The following is a 16118-nucleotide window of genomic DNA, read 5'->3' as shown; positions in this document are numbered from 1 at the left end:
CGCATTGAGAGGCTTTTTGCTTTCAAGATCTCGCGTTCTTTTTAAAGATCCTTCATAAGTAAGGGCGAAATTCCCACAAAAAGATTCATAATAACCGGGCCGATAATCAGCCCCGGAAGACCCATCATTATGATCGCCCCAACCACGCAGGTAAAGCCAATGACGGGGGATATCTTTTGCTCTCCGCCCACCATGAAGGGTTTTAGAATATTGTCGATGCTGCCTGCAATAGTGGCGATGATGAAAAGTCCAATCGCAGATCCAGTGCGATCGCCGATAAAAGCCAGAAGACTTAGCAGATAGCCCACAGGCGCCGCGCCAATCACCGGAATAAAGGAAACAAAGAAGGTGACGGTGACTACCAGCCAGAAATCCCCTTCGCCAAAGACCAGACTGCCCAGTCCGATCACGCAAGCCTGAATCAGACCGATCACCAGGGTTGAAAACAATGTGACCGAGCAGCTCTTCTTGCATATCTCAATCAGAGGCTCTGTCGCACCGGGTTTTAGCGGTGTGTATTTTAAAGTCAGCTCGCGAATCTCTGAAGACTTCATCAATAGAACCATCAGGGCAATGACGAAGACAAAACTTAGCAGAAGAATTGAAGGAAGTTGCCCCAGAAGATCGGTGGAGTGTTGTAACAATCCGCCTCCGACTTTTTGCAGGATGTTTTCCATCACTTCACGGGCGGGGCCAGCCAGATCTGTTCCCGTCCAGTCTGATAACTTTTGCAGACCATTCAGTGTGTAGTCTTTGAGGTTGTGAACCTGAGCGACAATCTTGTCTGTTTCAATATTTTGGGGTTTGCTGATATAGACAATAATGCGGTAGATGGCCAGGCCCAGCGGGATCCAAAGTAAAGACAGTCCCACGAACAGGGTGATCAGTGTCCAGGTTTTACGACCCCAGCGTTTTTTACTGAGTTTTTCAATAAAATCATTCAATCCCAAGGCGAAAATACCAGCAAGAATCAATGGCATCAGAAACGGTAGGTTGATAAAGGCAAAGGCTCCGACTAGAAGCAAAAGCAGAATCAGATTCACCCATTGGTTTTTCGTAAAAGCAGTCATACTAGCCTATACCTTCTTGATAAACATGTCTTGAGCCCCGCGGATACGCTCGCTGTAAACTCCTTGTGGGGATCTTTTTCCGGCGCTGATGATCATTGTCACAGCAGCCTCAGATGGCAGATCCAAAAGATCTTTTACGCGAACCTCATCGAAGCCCTCCATCGGGCAACTGTCGTAGCCTGCAGCTCTGAAGGCCAACATCAGATTTTCACAAGCTAAAGCGGTGGTTTTGGTGGCCCACAAGAGATTTCCAGAGCGACCAAAGGGGCCGCGGGGGATTACTTTGAAAAGACCCAGCATCACGACAGCCAGAGTTTTAAACGGGGCCAAAATATGCAAAGGACCGTTTCCATACACAAAAGGCACGAGCTTGTTGTAATAGGCATGCACACTTTTTGGAGTGTCATGGCGATTGGCGAAGTACTCTTGATTAATGCGTTGACCGCGTTTCCATAGATCGGGACGGGCTACACAGGCAATCAATGTCGGTGCGGTTCGTGCGGCAGGTTGATTCAGGCAAAAGGCCTTCAGCTTTTTAAGTTTGTCTTCGGATCGAACCCAATAGAACTCCCAAGGTTGCAGGTTGGACGAGTTCGGCGCCAGCAATCCAAGGCGCAGGCATTCCTGAACGACTTCGTCAGGGATGGATTCCTGAGTGTAATTGCGGACAGAACGTCGGCTTTCAACCACTTTCTTGAATTCTTCAAAGTTGCACTCGATGGCAGGCTCAGTGTGCATGATGTTCGGAGCTTTGCTGAAAATATTATTGTCTGACATAGAAATTAGTTTTGGACCTCGCACTGCATGCGTGCATCTGTACGGCAGTTTACCCAGGTGCCATCGTGATTGGGTGGCAGATAGTTCGGAGAACAAAAGGTGTTCTTAAAGATCGTGTAAGTCAAAGAACGTCCACGATGAGTCATTTCGCATGTCCAGCGGGCATCGCGTTCAGCATCACTTTCAGATCTTCTTTTGATGTCATTAAAGCAAAAGCTGCCGCTGTTGGTATTGCAATATGAGTTCACGGAACCACGGCCATTCACGGTGATGGTTTTTGCCTGTGCAAAAGATTGAGAAACAAAAATGGTCAATGAAAGCAGTATAAGATTTTTCATAAAGAAGCCTCCGCCTCTCAATCAACGCACAGTTTAGAGGGGGAGGCAATATGTTTCAGGCCTGTGTCAGGAACTGCACGCCGAGTTCTTGCGACTGCTCGGTCTCGTTCCATTTGGACCAGCGGACTTGCCCTTCTACAGAGACGTATTCGCCTTGTTTGTTTTGGTAAGTGAGGTTGATAAAGTCCTTCTTCGTATAAAACGGAGCCTTAATCTTAAGGCAAGAACCGTTAAGCGATATGTTTTCAAATGAGCCCCCTAGAATCGGTTGAAATCCTCTGTTTTCCACGCCCAATGGCAGCATTGACGGGCTAAGCATGGCACGTGTGTCCTGGGTCTCGCGTTTGTCCTGACGCAGCTCAAGCTGTCTGCCATCCAGATAGGCATGGATATCTTTGGGAAGATTGTTTTCCTCGGTCTTCCATAGGACGACAAAGTCGTTGTTGTGTTTTAAGCGGATCTTCATGTTGCTGGAAAGTTCATTGACGACAAAGAAGATCTTCACATTTTTGATGCTTTTTTGAAGGAAGCTATAGAGGTCAAAATGGCGCACTTCCAGGAAGGGTAGGAAGACGACAACGATTTTATCACTCTCGTCACTGCCTAGTGCTGAACGCAGGTCGTAAGGATTTTCTATCAGTGTGCAGGTCAGCGTCGGATCCTTTTTAAGTGTCATGGGAATGCGACTCTGACCAGTGATAAAGACTTGTGTATTCATGCGAAAGCCCCCTGTTAATTGCTTTTCTGTCTCTAAAGCAAACAGTCGGCCAGCCCAGAACAGCTTTAAACTGTTCTGGGGCTGGAAAATCTTGAACAGGTGTCTAGAGATTTATAACGGTGTTAGCTTGAATCTCTCATATTGGGACTCCTTAATGGGGGGGCAAGGGGCGCCTCGATTTGCGGGAAAGATGTCGGAAGCCATAGGAAAGTTCGCCTATCATAAGTAGGGTCTGCAATCTCCTCAGATGTCGTTGTGTTGGTGATCACAAAATAGGAGATGAATTTTGCCGAGATGAAATTTGGCTCTCGGTCAAGGTGAACTCATAATAAGTTGTATGGAATTAAATCAGTTCATTTTTCTGATTATTTTAGCGGGCGCTTTATATCTCTTTATCAGTGAAAAACTCAGTGTCGATATGATCGGAATTCTGATCATATTGTCTTTGGCCATAACTCGGGTGCTGGACCCCAAAGAAGCATTTTCCGGATTTGCCAGTGAGCCTGCGCTGATTGTGGTGGCAGTTTTTGTTCTTTCTTCGGGGTTGACGGCGACAGGGCTGACGGACGCTATTGGCAATGCGGTGGGGAAATTTGCAGGAAAGAATCAGTGGGTAGCCAATCTTCTGGTGATGGCGACGGTGGCCTTGCTATCAGCATTCACCCATCATTTGATGATAACTGCGATGATGCTTCCGATCGTGATGCGCCTGTGTCGTGAGCACGATATGCCCTCGTCGCGACTGTTGATTCCTATGGCGACAGCAGCCTCTTTAGGGACGACGATGACCTTGATCGGAGCGCCGGCTTTTTTATTGGCGAATAGCATTCTTAAAAGATCCGGAGAGCCGGGGTTGCGTCTTTTTGATGTGACTCCACTGGGGGCAACATTGGTGGGGACGGGGATTGTTTTTATTTTGCTGATGCTTTGGGTGTTGCCGAAAACATCGGGCCGGGATCGGCATGATGAGAAATTCAGGATCGACGAAGTTTTTACCGAGTTGATTGTCACTGAAAGATCAAAATGGCTGGGATTGGGGATTGCGGATTTTCAGAAAGAAAATCTGAAGCGTTTCGTGATTGTGGGTTTGAAGCGCTATGGAAATCGCATTTCCACATTGGATGCGGAAGTAAAGCTGCAGGAACACGACATTCTTTTGGTCAAAACGTCTCCGGATGAATTGCTGTCAGTGGATGAAAAAATGGGGTTGGCATTGCGCTCGGTAAAGAAATATGGGGAAGAGGTGCAAAGTGGCAGTTCGGTTAAAGAAGCGGAAGAGCCTGTGATTGTTCAGGGGTTAATTGCCCCTCAGTCTCCATTTGTTGGTAAAACTATTGGAGAGATAGATTTCCTTCGGACGTTGGGGGTTTTAGTGATTGCCCTTTGGCGAAGAGATGGTTGGATTTATCATGAGATTTCGCAAGTGAGACTTAAGGAGGGGGATCTGATAATTCTTTGGGGGTATGAGGCCCAGTTGGATGAGGTCCATCAGAATAGCGATTTTCTGTTGCTGTTTCCCCTGCAGGTTCGCCCAAAGAAAAGAATCAAAGCCAAGACGGCAGGTCTTATCATGTTGATCTCTGTATTTGTAGCGGCGACTGAAACGTTACCTCCGCATATCGCGTTTTTGGCAGGGGCGGTGACGATGGTTCTGACGAAGTGTGTATCTTTGCGCAGTGCCTATGAGGCTATCGAGGTGAAGATATTTGTGATGATCGCCGGGGTCATTCCCTTGGGGCTGGCTATGGAAAAGACCGGTCTTGCGGCCTTGTTTGCTAGGAATCTGTCTTTGTTGATTGCGCACTGGGATCCTTGGGCAATTTTATTAACCTTCTTTGTTGCTGCAGGATTGTTGACCCAGATACTTTCTGATTCCGCAACAACCGTGCTGATTGCGCCTATTGCGGTGGCTTTTGCAAAGACAACCGAGGTTTCGCCAACAGCGGCCGTGGTGTGTGTGACCGTCGGAGCCGTTGCGTCTTTCTTGACTCCGATCGGTCATCACGGGAACCTATTGATTCTTGGGCCAGGGAACTACCGATTTATTGATTTTCTGAAAATCGGTCTTCCCCTGACTGCGCTTATTGCTGTGCTTACCAGCTTTATGTCCCTGCGTCTGTGGAGCTAAGCGGCGGTGGGGGCAGTTGTTGAGGCTGATCCCATCTTGGCAGATCCACTCCCAGGGTGAGCTTCAGGACTTCGTTGACGTCCTCCACAAAATGGAAACGCAGATCTTTGCGAATGTCCTCCGGTATCTCCCTAAGATCCTTTTCATTTCTTCGGCACAGCAGGACTTCTTGAACTCCAGCGCGGTGAGCGGCGATAACCTTTTCTTTAATGCCTCCCACGGGAAGAACGCTTCCTCTTAAAGAGATCTCTCCGGTCATGGCCAGTTTCGGGTCGACTGGTTTATTCAGCAGCAGTGACGCAATCGAAGTCAACATTGTCACTCCGGCAGAGGGGCCATCTTTCGGGATGGCTCCTGCTGGCACATGGACATGGATATCCTTTTTGCTGAAGTCCAGAAGCGGATTTAAAATCGGCAAACGGGATTTCAAAAGGCTTAATGCGATCTTCGCAGACTCCTGCATCACTTCACCCAGTTGTCCCGTCAATAGCAACTGACCTTGACCTGGCATCTGTGCGGACTCAATAAACAGGATGTCGCCACCCACAGGAGTCCACGCAAGACCTGTCACCACGCCCGGTGGCAGCAAGCTTCCGATCATATCGGCAGAGAATCGTTCTGCGCCGAAGATATCTTCCAGATCTTTTTCTTCCACCAGCAATGGCAAAGTCGCGGCCTTGATGATCTTGAGACTCATATGTTTACAGATCGTGGCGATCTTTCTTTGTAGATCCCGCACGCCGGCTTCCCGAGTGTAATGCGTCAGCAGTTTTGTCAGGGCCTCATCTGTAATGCTCAGCTGAGCTTTATCCAGTCCGTGTTCGGCGAGTTGCTTCGGCCACAGATGATTGCGCGCAATCTGGCGCTTTTCATCAATGGTGTAACCGCTGAGGTCAATCACCTCCATACGATCCAGCAGTGGAAGCGGAATTCCTTCCAGTGAGTTCGCAGTGGCGATAAAGAACACCTTGGACAGATCAAACGGCGTATCCAGATAGTGATCCTGGAAGCTGTTGTTTTGTTCCGGGTCCAGGACTTCCAGCATGGCGCTGGCAGGATCTCCGCCAAAGCCACGGGTCAGTTTGTCGATCTCATCCAGAATAAAGACCGGATCGTTTTCTCCGGCTTTCTTGATCGCTGAAATAATTCGACCAGGCAGTGCTCCAATGTAGGTTCGGCGGTGCCCCCGGATTTCCGCATCATCACGGACGCCACCCAAGGCAACGCGAGCATACTTTTTACCCAAGGCGCGCGCAATACTTTTACCCAGGGAAGTTTTACCTACCCCCGGAGGTCCAATGAACAAAAGAATAGAACCTTGATGGGACTTTCTCAGCTTCATGACCGCCAGGTGTTGCAGGATTCTTTTCTTGATCTTATCCAGACCATAGTGATCTTCATTCAGAATGCGTTCTGCGGCCTCCAGATCAATCTCCTGTTGTGCAGAAGATTGATTCCATGGAAGAGAAGTCATCAGCTCCAGATGCGTGCGAATCATCTGATATTCCGGAGACGCTGAGTTTGAAGTCTCCAGACGCTTCAATTGATTGCGAGCCAGATCCATGGCTTCGGCGGGCATTCCGGATTTTTCGATCTTCTCTTTGAATTTAACAAAAAGGTCCTCTCCGTCGTTGTCACCAAGCTCTTCGCGGATCACGCGCATCTGTTCGCGCAGAATACTTTCTTTTTGATTCTGCTGGAAGCTTTCCTGCAATTTATCGCGGATGCCACGCTGAATTTTCAGACGTTCCTTCAGGGACTGCAGGCGGTCCAGAAGTTTCAAGGCACGGTCTTTTAAGGAGGTGATTTCCAAAACCTCCTGTTTGTCCTGAAGGCTGATATCCGCATAAGCGGCACACATATTTACAAGTGTGGAGAGGTCTTCAATTTCAGCAATCATCTCACGGATTTGCCTTGTGTTTCCGGGCAATAAATCCAACAGATCATCGCTGAGTTGACGCAAACTTGCCAGAAGGGCTTCTTCGGTTTTCTTGTCAAGTCTGTCAGAGTCTTCCATAGACTCAGTTTGCACTTCCAGATGACCTTCGCTTTCCTGATTTTGCACCACGCGAACACGCTGATGGGCTTTAACAAAAATATTATAGCTTCCGTCTTCATCCATGCGGAAGGACTCTACTTTTGCCAAGGTTCCGATTTGATAAAGATCTTCAATGCCATTCACCGACGCGTTGGGATCTTTTTGGGTTAAGAGAACAACCCAATGGTTGTCTCGCAGCGCTTTTTGTAACGCTGAAATACTTTTTTCTCGTCCAATCCGTAAAGGCATGCTGATGTCAGGAAACAGCACGGAATTCTTCAGAGGGATCACTGGGACGAAGCCAGAGACGTAAGACACGTGTACCTCATTTCTCCCCTAAAAGAGGGGCTTCCCTAAACATGGGGTCGATCTGAGATTCGTCAAGTCAGGTGAACGCCATAATCTTCTTCGATACGGGATGCGAGTTCTTTATAGTTTACTGGCTTGGTGAAGTAGCCGTTCGCGCCAAGATTTAGCGATTTACTTATGCTCAGGTCGTCATCATAAGCGCTCATCATATAGACGTCTATACCAGGAAATTGTTGTTTCACTTTCTTCAAAAGGTCATAGCCAGAAATTTCCGGCATATTAATGTCAGTCAACAAAACTTCGGAGCCCGGTGTTCTTTCTGAAGATTCCAGATAGCGTAAACACGATTGGGCATTTTCAAAGAAATGAAAATGCACGTCGCCTTTTTGGATGGATTTTCGAAAACGCAGCTCGCACAGAACCCCAACGCTGGCTTCATCGTCAACGACCACGACGTTTAAAGGTTCATGCGCCATCATGGTCGCACCTCCAGCTCCGCAGAGTTGGGAAAGTCAATGGTCGCCTCTGTGAAGAATCCTTCCTCGCTGGTGATGTTAAAAGTACCTCGATTTTTTTCGACATTCTGTTTGGCAATCCAAAGTCCTAGTCCGGTTCCTTCGCCAGCAGGTTTGGTGGTGTAGAACTCATCACAAACATTGGGAAGGTGTTTCAAAGGGATGCCGATGCCGTTGTCCCGTACTTTAATTCTGCAGAAGCCGGGTTCTTGTGTGAGCGAAACATGAATCTCTGGAGTGTATGCAGTCCCGTTCTGGCGCATTTTTGCGGCAAGGGCATAAAGGGCATTGTCCACAATGTTAATAAAAACACGTTCAATGCCTGGAACATCCCAGAGAAAGGCTTTGATATTCGGGGTGACCAGAATATTTTTTAGAAGTCGGGAGCGCAGCTCTGAGTCCGTGATGGAGCGAAGATACATATCCAGAGCACGATCAAGCACGGAAGAAAGATTAGTCCATTCTGCTTGTTGGTCGGGCTCTTGGCGGGCCTGTCTCAGCATACTGGTAATAATGTCGTTGGCGCGCAGGCTGTGCTGTTGAATCATCTCGGCGGCTTTTGTGAAGGAATCCTGATCCAGCTCCTCGGTTTGTAGAATCTCTGAAGCGTTGATGATGATGTTCAGGGGATTTTTCAGTTCATGGGCAATGCCGAATGTGATGCGCCCGATGGTGGCAAGCTTCTCTTGAGATATCAATTGCTTTTGGGTTTGTTGGAGAGAAGCGAAGGCTTGCTGCAGTTCGGAAGTTCGTTCTCGAGCCAACATCTCCAGACTGTCTTTGATGCGCAACAAAGATTCCTCTGCGGCGAGACGTCGGTACTCCGTCCCAATGCGAGCGGCAAAAAACTCGACAACAGAGGAAAGCATGGTGGGATTTTTGAATGGATGTTCATCCATAATCACCAAAAGTCCAATCAGTCCGCCATCGGTGTGCAGAAATGGCGCGCCGATATAGGATTCGATGTTCATATCCTGCAGCATTTTGTCTTTGGGGAAAGCCAGTCGAACATGTGAATTGTAGCAGTTAACGCGGGTGCCGCAGATCACATGGGTGCAGGGAGAGCCCGCCAAGTCATAGATGACGTTGGGGATAAAGCCGTCTCCGGCCCAGAGAAAATCAGTCTGAATGCTTGTTTGTTCCGGCTCTATGGCGTGGCCAACCATGACGTATTTGACGTTCAAGGCTTTTGCCAACCGATGCACAAGTTCCTGAATGTAGGACTTTCCTGAAAGAAGCTGGTCGACATTGTAAATGTCTTTGATGAGCTCTAACGATTGCATCGTATTGACTTCCATAGGCTGCCTCCAGCCAATCTCTAGTCTATCACGCCAGCAAGAGAAAGATCTTTCAGAGACATTGCTATGTCAAAAGTCACCGATACAGTCTAGGAAATTTTGAGTCAGTTTTTAAACGCATCCACCAGCGCGATGTCGCGGATCATGCCGCCGAAGGGTCCGACATACACGGTTTCTTCCAGCCATTTGGTTTCGTGAGGGACTTCGTCCTTGAAAATGACTTTATGCCAGAAACGATTGATACTGTCCCAATTGTACCCGCGGGTTTTTAAATGATCTTTGGCTTCGAACGGAGCTGCGGTGGCAATCACTTGAGTCATCAAGCGGCGGGCATTGGTGATAAGCTCCAGCAGGTAGGGCTTGTTGGATTTTTCCTCTTCAAGGCTTAACAGATAAAGCAAAGCATCCACATCGTTGATAGCGCGATGGGAATCCGTAAAGAAGCCATGATAGATATTCAAAAGCTCCAGCTTGGTGCTGGAAAATCCTTTGGCGGACCAATCGATTTGCTTATAAGAACAAGCCCAGACTTTGTCGGCAGAGGTTTTGGATTTGCGCTCAATGAACGGGCGATCGAATTTCGCGTTGTGAGCGATCACCAGCTGGGATTCTCCCAGCAGTTTGTCCACTTCGGTCCAGTCGATCTGTTTACCCGCCACCATTTCGTCGGTGATTCCAGTCAGGTCTTGAATTTCCGCAGAGATAGGGCGGCCCGGGTCTTGGAAGCTGGAATAAGACTTGGTCACAGCCAAAACTTCGCCTGAGTTCTTATTGAAGATAAACTGACGGATGCCGATCTCAATGATCTGATCTTCTGTCTGGTTTAGCCCGGTGGTTTCAACATCCAGAATAGCGCCAAAGCGGATGATATCGGCATTGTCGCGAACCCACGTTGTGGTGGCGTAAGCGGGAGTATTTAGTTTGCAGTCTTCCAAGCGGCGAAGGGTGACTGTTTTTCCGTCTTCTGATTTGCCAATCCAGCGAAATGCCATCGTGAGAACTCCTTAGAAATCGTTCGCCATCTTAGAAAGCTGGACGGGGGATCGTCAATGCGCGGCGCTTTGCGCTGGGCTGAGGCCTTGAAGTCATCCTCTTGATTTGACTTATGAATTTTAAGTTGTAGTCTTAAATCAATATTCTAAGAGGATTTTGCATCTATGTTCAAGGCTGTCTTTGTTGCTGTTGTCTCCATGGCTCTTTTTGTGACGGCGTGTTCGCCCATGTCCACGATGACTGCTAATAAGCGGGAAGCAGCCTTTTATGGACGCTTTGTGAATTCTTCCGAAAATGAGAGTGCCGCCGCTGAAAAGCTCGATCAACTGAAGCTGTTGCAGACCGGAGCTGAGTATCCAATGCGCATGGCGCTTTTTGCCAATGGTAAATTCTACTATCAAGTGGACAAGCTAGGGGATGGACAGGGGACTTGGGATATTGCCGACGGAGTTTTGCGTCTGCGCGCGATTCGTCCGTTGTTTGATATGAATCTTTTTGTGTCCGGCGCCAGTGAAAACGGAGATGAAACGGTGATTCGTTTTATTGATCGTCATGGATTTAACTCTGTTCGTATTGAGTTGCGTGATCCTCAGACGATGAAGCAGCAGGGGGTGACACCTCCGGAGCTGTCTGTGTATCAGGTGTCAGATAAAGGAATTTAGATCTAAGGTGGTGTTACCACCAGGTGGCCAGTCATGCTTTACGGAAATGAATCCATTTCCCACTATACAAGAAGTAATATCTGCATTTGGATGCTGATGGCGATGCAGGCCGGAATCTTAAATATCGGTGGTTTCATGGCCTGTCACCGCTTCGTTTCTCACGTGACGGGATTTGCCACTTTCTTCGGACATGAGGTCAGTCAGTTTGATTTTGAGATGGCTTTGGGGATGCTGGCCGTTCCTTTGTTCTTTTTGTTTGGCGCCATGATCAGCGGTTTGCTGGTGGATGTGCGCTTGAAGCTTCATAAAAAACCAAAATACTATATCAGCTTCGGAATGATCTTCTTCCTGACAGTTCTGGTGGCGGCAGGTGGCCTGCTTGGATATTTTGGAACGTTTGGAGAGCCGCTAAGGCAATCTCGTGACTACACGCTGTTGATTTTGCTGTGTCTGATCTGTGGTATTCAAAATGGGACAATTACGACGGTGTCGCGCTCAGTGATTCGCACGACTCACTTGACGGGGATCACGACCGATCTGGGGATTGGTCTAAGTCGTCTTCTGAATTATCGCAAGCTGGAAAAGGAAATAGCCTTTGATGGAGAGCTGAAAGCCAATCTGATGCGCTTGGGGATCATCGGATTCTTCGGCTTGGGATCTGTTATCGGAGGTTTTGCCTTCAGTTTGCTCGGGCACGGAGGCTTTGTGATTCCGGTTGTGACCTCTGGAGTGCTTTTTTGGACAATGTACTACTTCCAGGTTTTGGTTCCGTCGCGGAAAATTTAGTAATGCGGTGGCTTTTCGTTGCCGCGAATTTCGTCTCCGCCATCGCCTAAAGCTTCTTTGAGTCTGCTGGTAAGGCCTTGCAGCAGAACTTCTAATTTATCTATGGTCTGCTGTTGCTGGTAGATGACCTGACTCAGTTCTTCCAGTTGATGTTCCTGATGAGCCAGTTTGGTTTCAATCGTGATTAGGCGTTGGTCGTCCATAGTGTCCTCGTATAGGGCGTTTCATACCCTAGACTTGCAAAGACGTCAATTTCAGCCGATAAATTGATATGCGCAAGTGGATACTGATACTGAAAACTCTTCCTGCTTTGGCTGTTTTTGTGGTGATTTTGATGATTGCCCAGAGGCTGGTGACCACATATCGCGCCTCTTTGTCGGGGATGCCGGATCTGTTTACTGAAGAGGTCACGGACCGCTTTTATGCTTATGCCACCAAGATCACCGGCAAACAAAGCCTGTACGTCGCCAAGCTTCAGCAGACCGAGGTGTTTGAGCGCACTTCTCACGCCAAGGCCCTGTGGTTTGATCTGCCGTCGATTGTCATCAAGGCCGAAATTCCTGTGGAGTATAATTATTTTGTGAATCTGACAGCGGGCTGGCGTTTTGAGAAAGACCAGGCGACTTTGATTGTCCATATTCCAGATTTAACCAGCAGCAAGCCAGCGGTGGATATTGCGGGAATGAAGTTGGGAATTGAAAAAGGCAGCATCCTGCGCAATGAAAAAGAGTCGCTGCAAAAGCTGGCACAAGATCTGTCCGGGCTGTTAGTGGATCGCTCTATTGAGAATAGAGCTCTGGTCCGCGAACAGGCGCGAAAATCTGTCCAGGAATTTGTACGTGCCTGGTTGGGTGTGGTATTTAACTTAAAAGACGATCAGCTTATTGAAGTTCGTTTCCCCGGTGAGCAGGCGGCAGGTTCTTTAAAAAATCAGTAAAAATCATTCTGCAAAAATATCGGCAATTCCCACATACGAGGCATCGTAATATTTTGTCTTTGCATAGCCCGCCTGAAAAGTGATCTCGGCCAGTCGTCGGGCACGTGCCGCTGTGTCAGAAAGAATCAGCAGCAGTTCATATTTTTGCAGGCCTGCCGCCTTGAGTTTGCTTCGAATGTCGGGGCGAGGTTGTTGATCTTCATCCATCAGCTCTTTCCAATACAAAGGGGTGATGGTGGATTTTAAGCGTTTTTCTTGCTGCCAGTTATCCGCTAAAGAGATTTTAGGTTCGCGAGTGTCCAGAATCTGCACTTTCACAGGCGCGGGTGGCGCCCGCATGCCTCCCAATGCGCGAGAGCGGGCTTTGGAACTCCAGGCAAGAGTTTGAAGATTTTGGGTGAAATATCCACGCAATTCTTTTTTGTTAAGAGCCTCTATGCTGGCCACAGTGTTGTTTGTCTGACATCCAATCAAAGCAAGGATTGAAACAAACAACAGTGTCTTCATGGAATAAACCTCTTAGTGAGTTTTCTTTCTTCTTTTTTCGCGCTCTTCGATGTCTTTGGCGAAAAGTTTGGCTACCCACGTGTCCTGCACACCAATTTTGCTGCCGGACAGTTGGATCTGAGTTTTCGATCTGTACTGAGGATCATAGTTCAAGGCTTTGATGTCGATATTTTTATTGGCAAAGAACCGAGTCATTCTTTCTGCCGCTTTGTCAGCATCGAAAGGTTCTTGCAAATTCAGTTCTTTTTCCAACTCGTCACAGAGAACTTGGGTTTCAGAGTCGTTGGCAAGTTCCGTTTTTTGAGAAACTGCTTTAGCTAGACTGTGCAGGTTGTAGCTTTTTTGCAGAATCTCATCGAGTTCTTCGGGGTTGCGGCTCAGGTGATCTCCGGCTTGATAAAGATAATAGTAAAACTGTGCTTTTTGGAAGAGGCCTTGCTCTGTTTCCGTGGACTGCAAGACTGCGGGAACCACGGTGTCCATTCCTGGCAGGCGGAAGAGATAGCGGAACACAGGAGCTGCTGTTTCCACCAAGGGATCATGGTTATTGTAAAGGCTGGTGATGAAGAATCTGAAGGTGGCGTTGTTAGGGTCTTTTAAGAAGGTGCTTTCAGAGGCCTTTGTCAGATATTTGCAGCCCTCGGAAAGGGGGCGATCCGTCTTTGCAAAATCATCTCGCAAGACTTGCAAGGCCATTTTGCCTGAAGAAATTGCTGTTGTGTCCTCTGAAGTTGAGCCGTTTTCTTCAGCAGCTTTGCTGACTGTAGGCGGAACTAAAGCATTCTTAATTTGATATGCCGAGGGAAGTCTGGATAGTCCCCAAAGTCCGATGCCTGTTAAAACAACAAGACAAAGTGCCAAGCTGATAGAGAGGATTTTAAGAGTATTCTTCCACTTCATGAATGTCTCCTGTAATACAGAAGAACTGAATCACATATCGAGTCCCTGAGCAATGATACGTGGTGCTATATTACATTTATTAATAATGAGGGGTTGACCCACAGGTCAGAGAGGCATATAGTCACATCTCACTTGTCGCGGGGTGGAGCAGTCTGGTAGCTCGTCGGGCTCATAACCCGAAGGCCGTAGGTTCAAATCCTGCCCCCGCAACCATTTTTTCCAATATACCACCCTTGGTCCATTGGATTATGGGATGACTTTCTAAATAATTCCAAAGACATATGAAACGCATCGCCACTGGCTTCTACTGAAGCTTGGGATTGGTGTTTTACGTTCATTTTCGTGGATTCTCGTTTTTCCGATAGATTCACTACCTTATTTTTTGATTTCCCATCGTCAGACCCTTGATTGATCTGACGATAAAAAACTTGAGCCTGACCTTCTTTAAAAATCAGCTTATCAACAACAACTCGTAGCAAAGCCTTTCTCATTTTCGGATTTGCCTTGGTCCACGCCAATTGCAACCGCTTCAAGCCTTCTTGAAGTCCATTCACAAATTTCTTTGGGTCTATAATGTCTGCTAAAAGCAACTCACAGCGATCTAAGGTTTCACGTTCTTTCTTTCGTTGCTCTTGTAATTCGATAATTTGTCCTGAATAGAGATTCTGAAGTTCCATATTGTCGGTTTGCATTTGCAAACGAACCAAGCTCTTTATGTCACTATCAATTTGGCCAAGTGCCTTTGATGAAGAATTCTTTTGTGTAACAACGGACTCTTTGTCCGAAAGAATGGAAGCACTAACAGATTTTTCAACACCATCCAAGTAACCAGCTTGATTGATAACTTTCAATAGATGGTTTTCTAGTGCGGACTCAATTTCATCAGCTCTATATCTTTTAATTGAGCAGCTAACAGTTTTTCCTTCAATGGGTCTATGGACATAATAACGAATATCTCTTTTTTGTCCGTGACCTGTCGATCCTACAAGTGGACGACCACATTCGCCGCAACTTGCAAGCCCAGTAAAAAGAAAGGTTCTTGCTTTGGCATTTTTCAATCTAAGTCTTTCATTCTTTGCATTGTCTGAAAGCATACTCTGAACAAGGTTAAATGTTACCTCGTCAATTATTGCAGGCCAAGAAGCCGTTACGATTTGGTATTGCTCAAAAGTTTTCAATTCACTTTGATCTTTCGACTTGTTACCTTTGTTGACCTCCCTCATGCCAATATAGCTGTGATTGTTGAGAATATTTTTTACAGTCTGCGTATTCCACGTTTCACCATTAGCTCCCTTGAATGGAACATTTTCCTCACGGAGTCTTGTTGCGGTTGCAAAAGTTGATCGCTCTTCAATGTATGTTCTAAATACTTTTTCAACCAATGAGACTTCCTCTTCATTTACAGCCAAAGTAGATTTGTTGGTCGGATCGACTTTATATCCAAGGATTGTTGAGCCGCCATTTCTTAACCCACGCAAAGCTCGTGAGTGAAAATTTAAAGTAACTCTTTCTGAAATCTGCCTGCGCTCGAATTGGGCTAGATTAATCATATTAAAGAGCATCATCTCACCAGCGGCGGTGGTCGTGTCGAATTGCTCTTTGAGTGATAAAAATTGAGTTTTTGTTTCTTTAAAGAAATCAATCAATACACAGAAGTCTCTAATGCTTCTTGAAAGACGTGATAGGTCTGTCACAAGAACTGTATTGATTCTTCCTTTCTTTAAGTCTTTGATGAGCTTTTGAAGAGCGGGACGATTGGTGTCCTTTGCGGAGAACCCATCATCAATGTACTCATCAATAACAACACCCCAGTTTTGTTGTTGCATATTTTTAATATCAACATAGCCACAAAGTCTGTGCTTCTGACTTTCAAGTGACCCTTCCATGCGAAGGGCCTGCTCTTCAGTACTAACTCGAATATATAATCCAATATTAAATGCCATACTTTATTTCCTCACTGTGATGTTTGGAGGGGCGACCTTTCTTATGTAGAGAGGCAAACATCATCCCTAAAATTTTTTGTGCGGATTCTTTCGTTCTTTTTGCAGAATCTGAATCCAGCTCAACCCCAATCATTTCGATGCTCAAAAAATCTTGTGCTGCCGCTTGTGCAGACTTTGACTTTTTGATTTCCAAAAATAT

At 46.9% G+C, this 16118-nt stretch carries 17 protein-coding genes and 1 tRNA gene; 5 read left to right on the top strand and 13 right to left on the bottom strand.

Going from position 1 to position 16118, the window contains the following annotated elements:
• Window positions 1–41 precede the first annotated feature (41 nt).
• Genes ACES2G_RS09680 through ACES2G_RS09665 form a run of 4 tightly spaced genes read right to left on the bottom strand, consistent with a single transcriptional unit; the run spans window position 42 to window position 2903 of the window.
• Window positions 42–1070, bottom strand: a complete 1029-nt coding sequence (locus tag ACES2G_RS09680; RefSeq protein ID WP_374000055.1) for an AI-2E family transporter — start codon at window positions 1068–1070, stop codon at window positions 42–44.
• A 6-nt stretch (window positions 1071–1076) separates the two neighbouring features.
• Complete coding sequence (locus ACES2G_RS09675; RefSeq protein WP_374000054.1) at window positions 1077–1847, bottom strand: nitroreductase family protein; 771 nt, start codon at window positions 1845–1847, stop codon at window positions 1077–1079.
• 5 nt (window positions 1848–1852) lie between these two features.
• Complete coding sequence (locus ACES2G_RS09670) at window positions 1853–2185, bottom strand: hypothetical protein (protein WP_374000053.1); 333 nt, start codon at window positions 2183–2185, stop codon at window positions 1853–1855.
• Between the two features lie 55 nt (window positions 2186–2240).
• On the bottom strand, window positions 2241–2903 hold the full coding sequence (locus tag ACES2G_RS09665) for a PilZ domain-containing protein (protein ID WP_374000052.1): 663 nt from the start codon (window positions 2901–2903) through the stop codon (window positions 2241–2243).
• Between the two features lie 337 nt (window positions 2904–3240).
• On the opposite strand from ACES2G_RS09665, the gene ACES2G_RS09660 reads away from it, so the two are divergent.
• Window positions 3241–5031: an SLC13 family permease gene (locus tag ACES2G_RS09660; RefSeq protein WP_374000051.1), complete on the top strand. Its 1791-nt coding sequence runs from the start codon at window positions 3241–3243 to the stop codon at window positions 5029–5031.
• On the opposite strand, the gene lon is transcribed toward ACES2G_RS09660, so the two are convergent.
• From lon to ACES2G_RS09640, 4 genes are all read right to left on the bottom strand, one after another.
• The gene (lon, locus tag ACES2G_RS09655) at window positions 5006–7387 is read right to left on the bottom strand and encodes an endopeptidase La (RefSeq protein ID WP_374000050.1); all 2382 of its coding nucleotides are present in this window, start codon (window positions 7385–7387) and stop codon (window positions 5006–5008) included. The genes ACES2G_RS09660 and lon overlap by 26 nt on opposite strands.
• 62 nt (window positions 7388–7449) lie before the next feature.
• A complete protein-coding gene (locus ACES2G_RS09650; protein WP_374000049.1) occupies window positions 7450–7857 on the bottom strand; it encodes a response regulator in 408 nt (135 codons plus the stop codon).
• Entirely contained in the window at window positions 7854–9191 is a 1338-nt protein-coding gene (locus ACES2G_RS09645; RefSeq protein ID WP_374000048.1) for an ATP-binding protein, read from the bottom strand. Before ACES2G_RS09645 ends, ACES2G_RS09650 begins: the two co-directional genes overlap by 4 nt.
• Window positions 9192–9295: 104 nt before the next feature.
• The gene (locus ACES2G_RS09640; protein WP_374000047.1) at window positions 9296–10183 is read right to left on the bottom strand and encodes a 3'-5' exonuclease; all 888 of its coding nucleotides are present in this window, start codon (window positions 10181–10183) and stop codon (window positions 9296–9298) included.
• Between the two features lie 165 nt (window positions 10184–10348).
• On the opposite strand from ACES2G_RS09640, the gene ACES2G_RS09635 reads away from it, so the two are divergent.
• Window positions 10349–10846, top strand: coding sequence for a transposase (locus tag ACES2G_RS09635; protein WP_347358869.1), 498 nt, complete (start codon window positions 10349–10351; stop codon window positions 10844–10846).
• Between the two features lie 33 nt (window positions 10847–10879).
• A complete protein-coding gene (locus ACES2G_RS09630; RefSeq protein WP_347358868.1) occupies window positions 10880–11632 on the top strand; it encodes a YoaK family protein in 753 nt (250 codons plus the stop codon).
• On the opposite strand, the gene ACES2G_RS09625 is transcribed toward ACES2G_RS09630, so the two are convergent.
• A complete protein-coding gene (locus ACES2G_RS09625; protein WP_347358867.1) occupies window positions 11629–11835 on the bottom strand; it encodes a SlyX family protein in 207 nt (68 codons plus the stop codon). The two genes, ACES2G_RS09630 and ACES2G_RS09625, sit on opposite strands and share 4 nt — an antisense overlap.
• A gap of 68 nt (window positions 11836–11903) precedes the next feature.
• On the opposite strand from ACES2G_RS09625, the gene ACES2G_RS09620 reads away from it, so the two are divergent.
• Window positions 11904–12569, top strand: a complete 666-nt coding sequence (locus ACES2G_RS09620; RefSeq protein WP_374000046.1) for a hypothetical protein — start codon at window positions 11904–11906, stop codon at window positions 12567–12569.
• A 3-nt stretch (window positions 12570–12572) separates the two neighbouring features.
• Here the strand turns inward: ACES2G_RS09620 and ACES2G_RS09615 are convergent, their stop codons facing one another.
• Together ACES2G_RS09615 and ACES2G_RS09610 are read right to left on the bottom strand one after the other, a co-directional pair.
• Window positions 12573–13076, bottom strand: coding sequence for a hypothetical protein (locus ACES2G_RS09615; RefSeq protein WP_374000045.1), 504 nt, complete (start codon window positions 13074–13076; stop codon window positions 12573–12575).
• A gap of 12 nt (window positions 13077–13088) precedes the next feature.
• Window positions 13089–13976: a hypothetical protein gene (locus ACES2G_RS09610; RefSeq protein ID WP_374000044.1), complete on the bottom strand. Its 888-nt coding sequence runs from the start codon at window positions 13974–13976 to the stop codon at window positions 13089–13091.
• Between the two features lie 136 nt (window positions 13977–14112).
• Between ACES2G_RS09610 and ACES2G_RS09605 the strand changes: the two genes are divergently transcribed.
• A tRNA-Met gene (locus ACES2G_RS09605) sits at window positions 14113–14189 on the top strand.
• On the opposite strand, the gene ACES2G_RS09600 is transcribed toward ACES2G_RS09605, so the two are convergent.
• Complete coding sequence (locus ACES2G_RS09600) at window positions 14168–15919, bottom strand: recombinase family protein (RefSeq protein ID WP_374000043.1); 1752 nt, start codon at window positions 15917–15919, stop codon at window positions 14168–14170. The two genes, ACES2G_RS09605 and ACES2G_RS09600, sit on opposite strands and share 22 nt — an antisense overlap.
• The gene (locus tag ACES2G_RS09595) at window positions 15909–16112 is read right to left on the bottom strand and encodes a hypothetical protein (RefSeq protein ID WP_374000042.1); all 204 of its coding nucleotides are present in this window, start codon (window positions 16110–16112) and stop codon (window positions 15909–15911) included. Before ACES2G_RS09595 ends, ACES2G_RS09600 begins: the two co-directional genes overlap by 11 nt.
• Between the last annotated feature and the right edge of the window lie 6 nt (window positions 16113–16118).

The organism is Bdellovibrio bacteriovorus (genome assembly GCF_041888015.1).
Taxonomy (GTDB): domain Bacteria; phylum Bdellovibrionota; class Bdellovibrionia; order Bdellovibrionales; family Bdellovibrionaceae; genus Bdellovibrio.
The sequence above is the reverse complement of the archived record's forward strand: the minus strand, read 5'-3'. Positions and strand labels throughout refer to the sequence as shown.

What these genes read in the sequence shown, in the direction of transcription:
- ACES2G_RS09680 (WP_374000055.1), bottom strand. Translation starts at nt 1,070, where the DNA reads ATGACTGCTTTTACGAAAAACCAATGGGTGAATCTGATTCTGCTTTTG.
- ACES2G_RS09675 (WP_374000054.1), bottom strand. Translation starts at nt 1,847, where the DNA reads ATGTCAGACAATAATATTTTCAGCAAAGCTCCGAACATCATGCACACT.
- ACES2G_RS09670 (WP_374000053.1), bottom strand. Translation starts at nt 2,185, where the DNA reads ATGAAAAATCTTATACTGCTTTCATTGACCATTTTTGTTTCTCAATCT.
- ACES2G_RS09665 (WP_374000052.1), bottom strand. Translation starts at nt 2,903, where the DNA reads ATGAATACACAAGTCTTTATCACTGGTCAGAGTCGCATTCCCATGACA.
- ACES2G_RS09660 (WP_374000051.1), top strand. Translation starts at nt 3,241, where the DNA reads ATGGAATTAAATCAGTTCATTTTTCTGATTATTTTAGCGGGCGCTTTA.
- ACES2G_RS09650 (WP_374000049.1), bottom strand. Translation starts at nt 7,857, where the DNA reads ATGATGGCGCATGAACCTTTAAACGTCGTGGTCGTTGACGATGAAGCC.
- ACES2G_RS09645 (WP_374000048.1), bottom strand. Translation starts at nt 9,191, where the DNA reads ATGGAAGTCAATACGATGCAATCGTTAGAGCTCATCAAAGACATTTAC.
- ACES2G_RS09640 (WP_374000047.1), bottom strand. Translation starts at nt 10,183, where the DNA reads ATGGCATTTCGCTGGATTGGCAAATCAGAAGACGGAAAAACAGTCACC.
- ACES2G_RS09635 (WP_347358869.1), top strand. Translation starts at nt 10,349, where the DNA reads ATGTTCAAGGCTGTCTTTGTTGCTGTTGTCTCCATGGCTCTTTTTGTG.
- ACES2G_RS09630 (WP_347358868.1), top strand. Translation starts at nt 10,880, where the DNA reads ATGCTTTACGGAAATGAATCCATTTCCCACTATACAAGAAGTAATATC.
- ACES2G_RS09625 (WP_347358867.1), bottom strand. Translation starts at nt 11,835, where the DNA reads ATGGACGACCAACGCCTAATCACGATTGAAACCAAACTGGCTCATCAG.
- ACES2G_RS09620 (WP_374000046.1), top strand. Translation starts at nt 11,904, where the DNA reads ATGCGCAAGTGGATACTGATACTGAAAACTCTTCCTGCTTTGGCTGTT.
- ACES2G_RS09615 (WP_374000045.1), bottom strand. Translation starts at nt 13,076, where the DNA reads ATGAAGACACTGTTGTTTGTTTCAATCCTTGCTTTGATTGGATGTCAG.
- ACES2G_RS09610 (WP_374000044.1), bottom strand. Translation starts at nt 13,976, where the DNA reads ATGAAGTGGAAGAATACTCTTAAAATCCTCTCTATCAGCTTGGCACTT.
- ACES2G_RS09600 (WP_374000043.1), bottom strand. Translation starts at nt 15,919, where the DNA reads ATGGCATTTAATATTGGATTATATATTCGAGTTAGTACTGAAGAGCAG.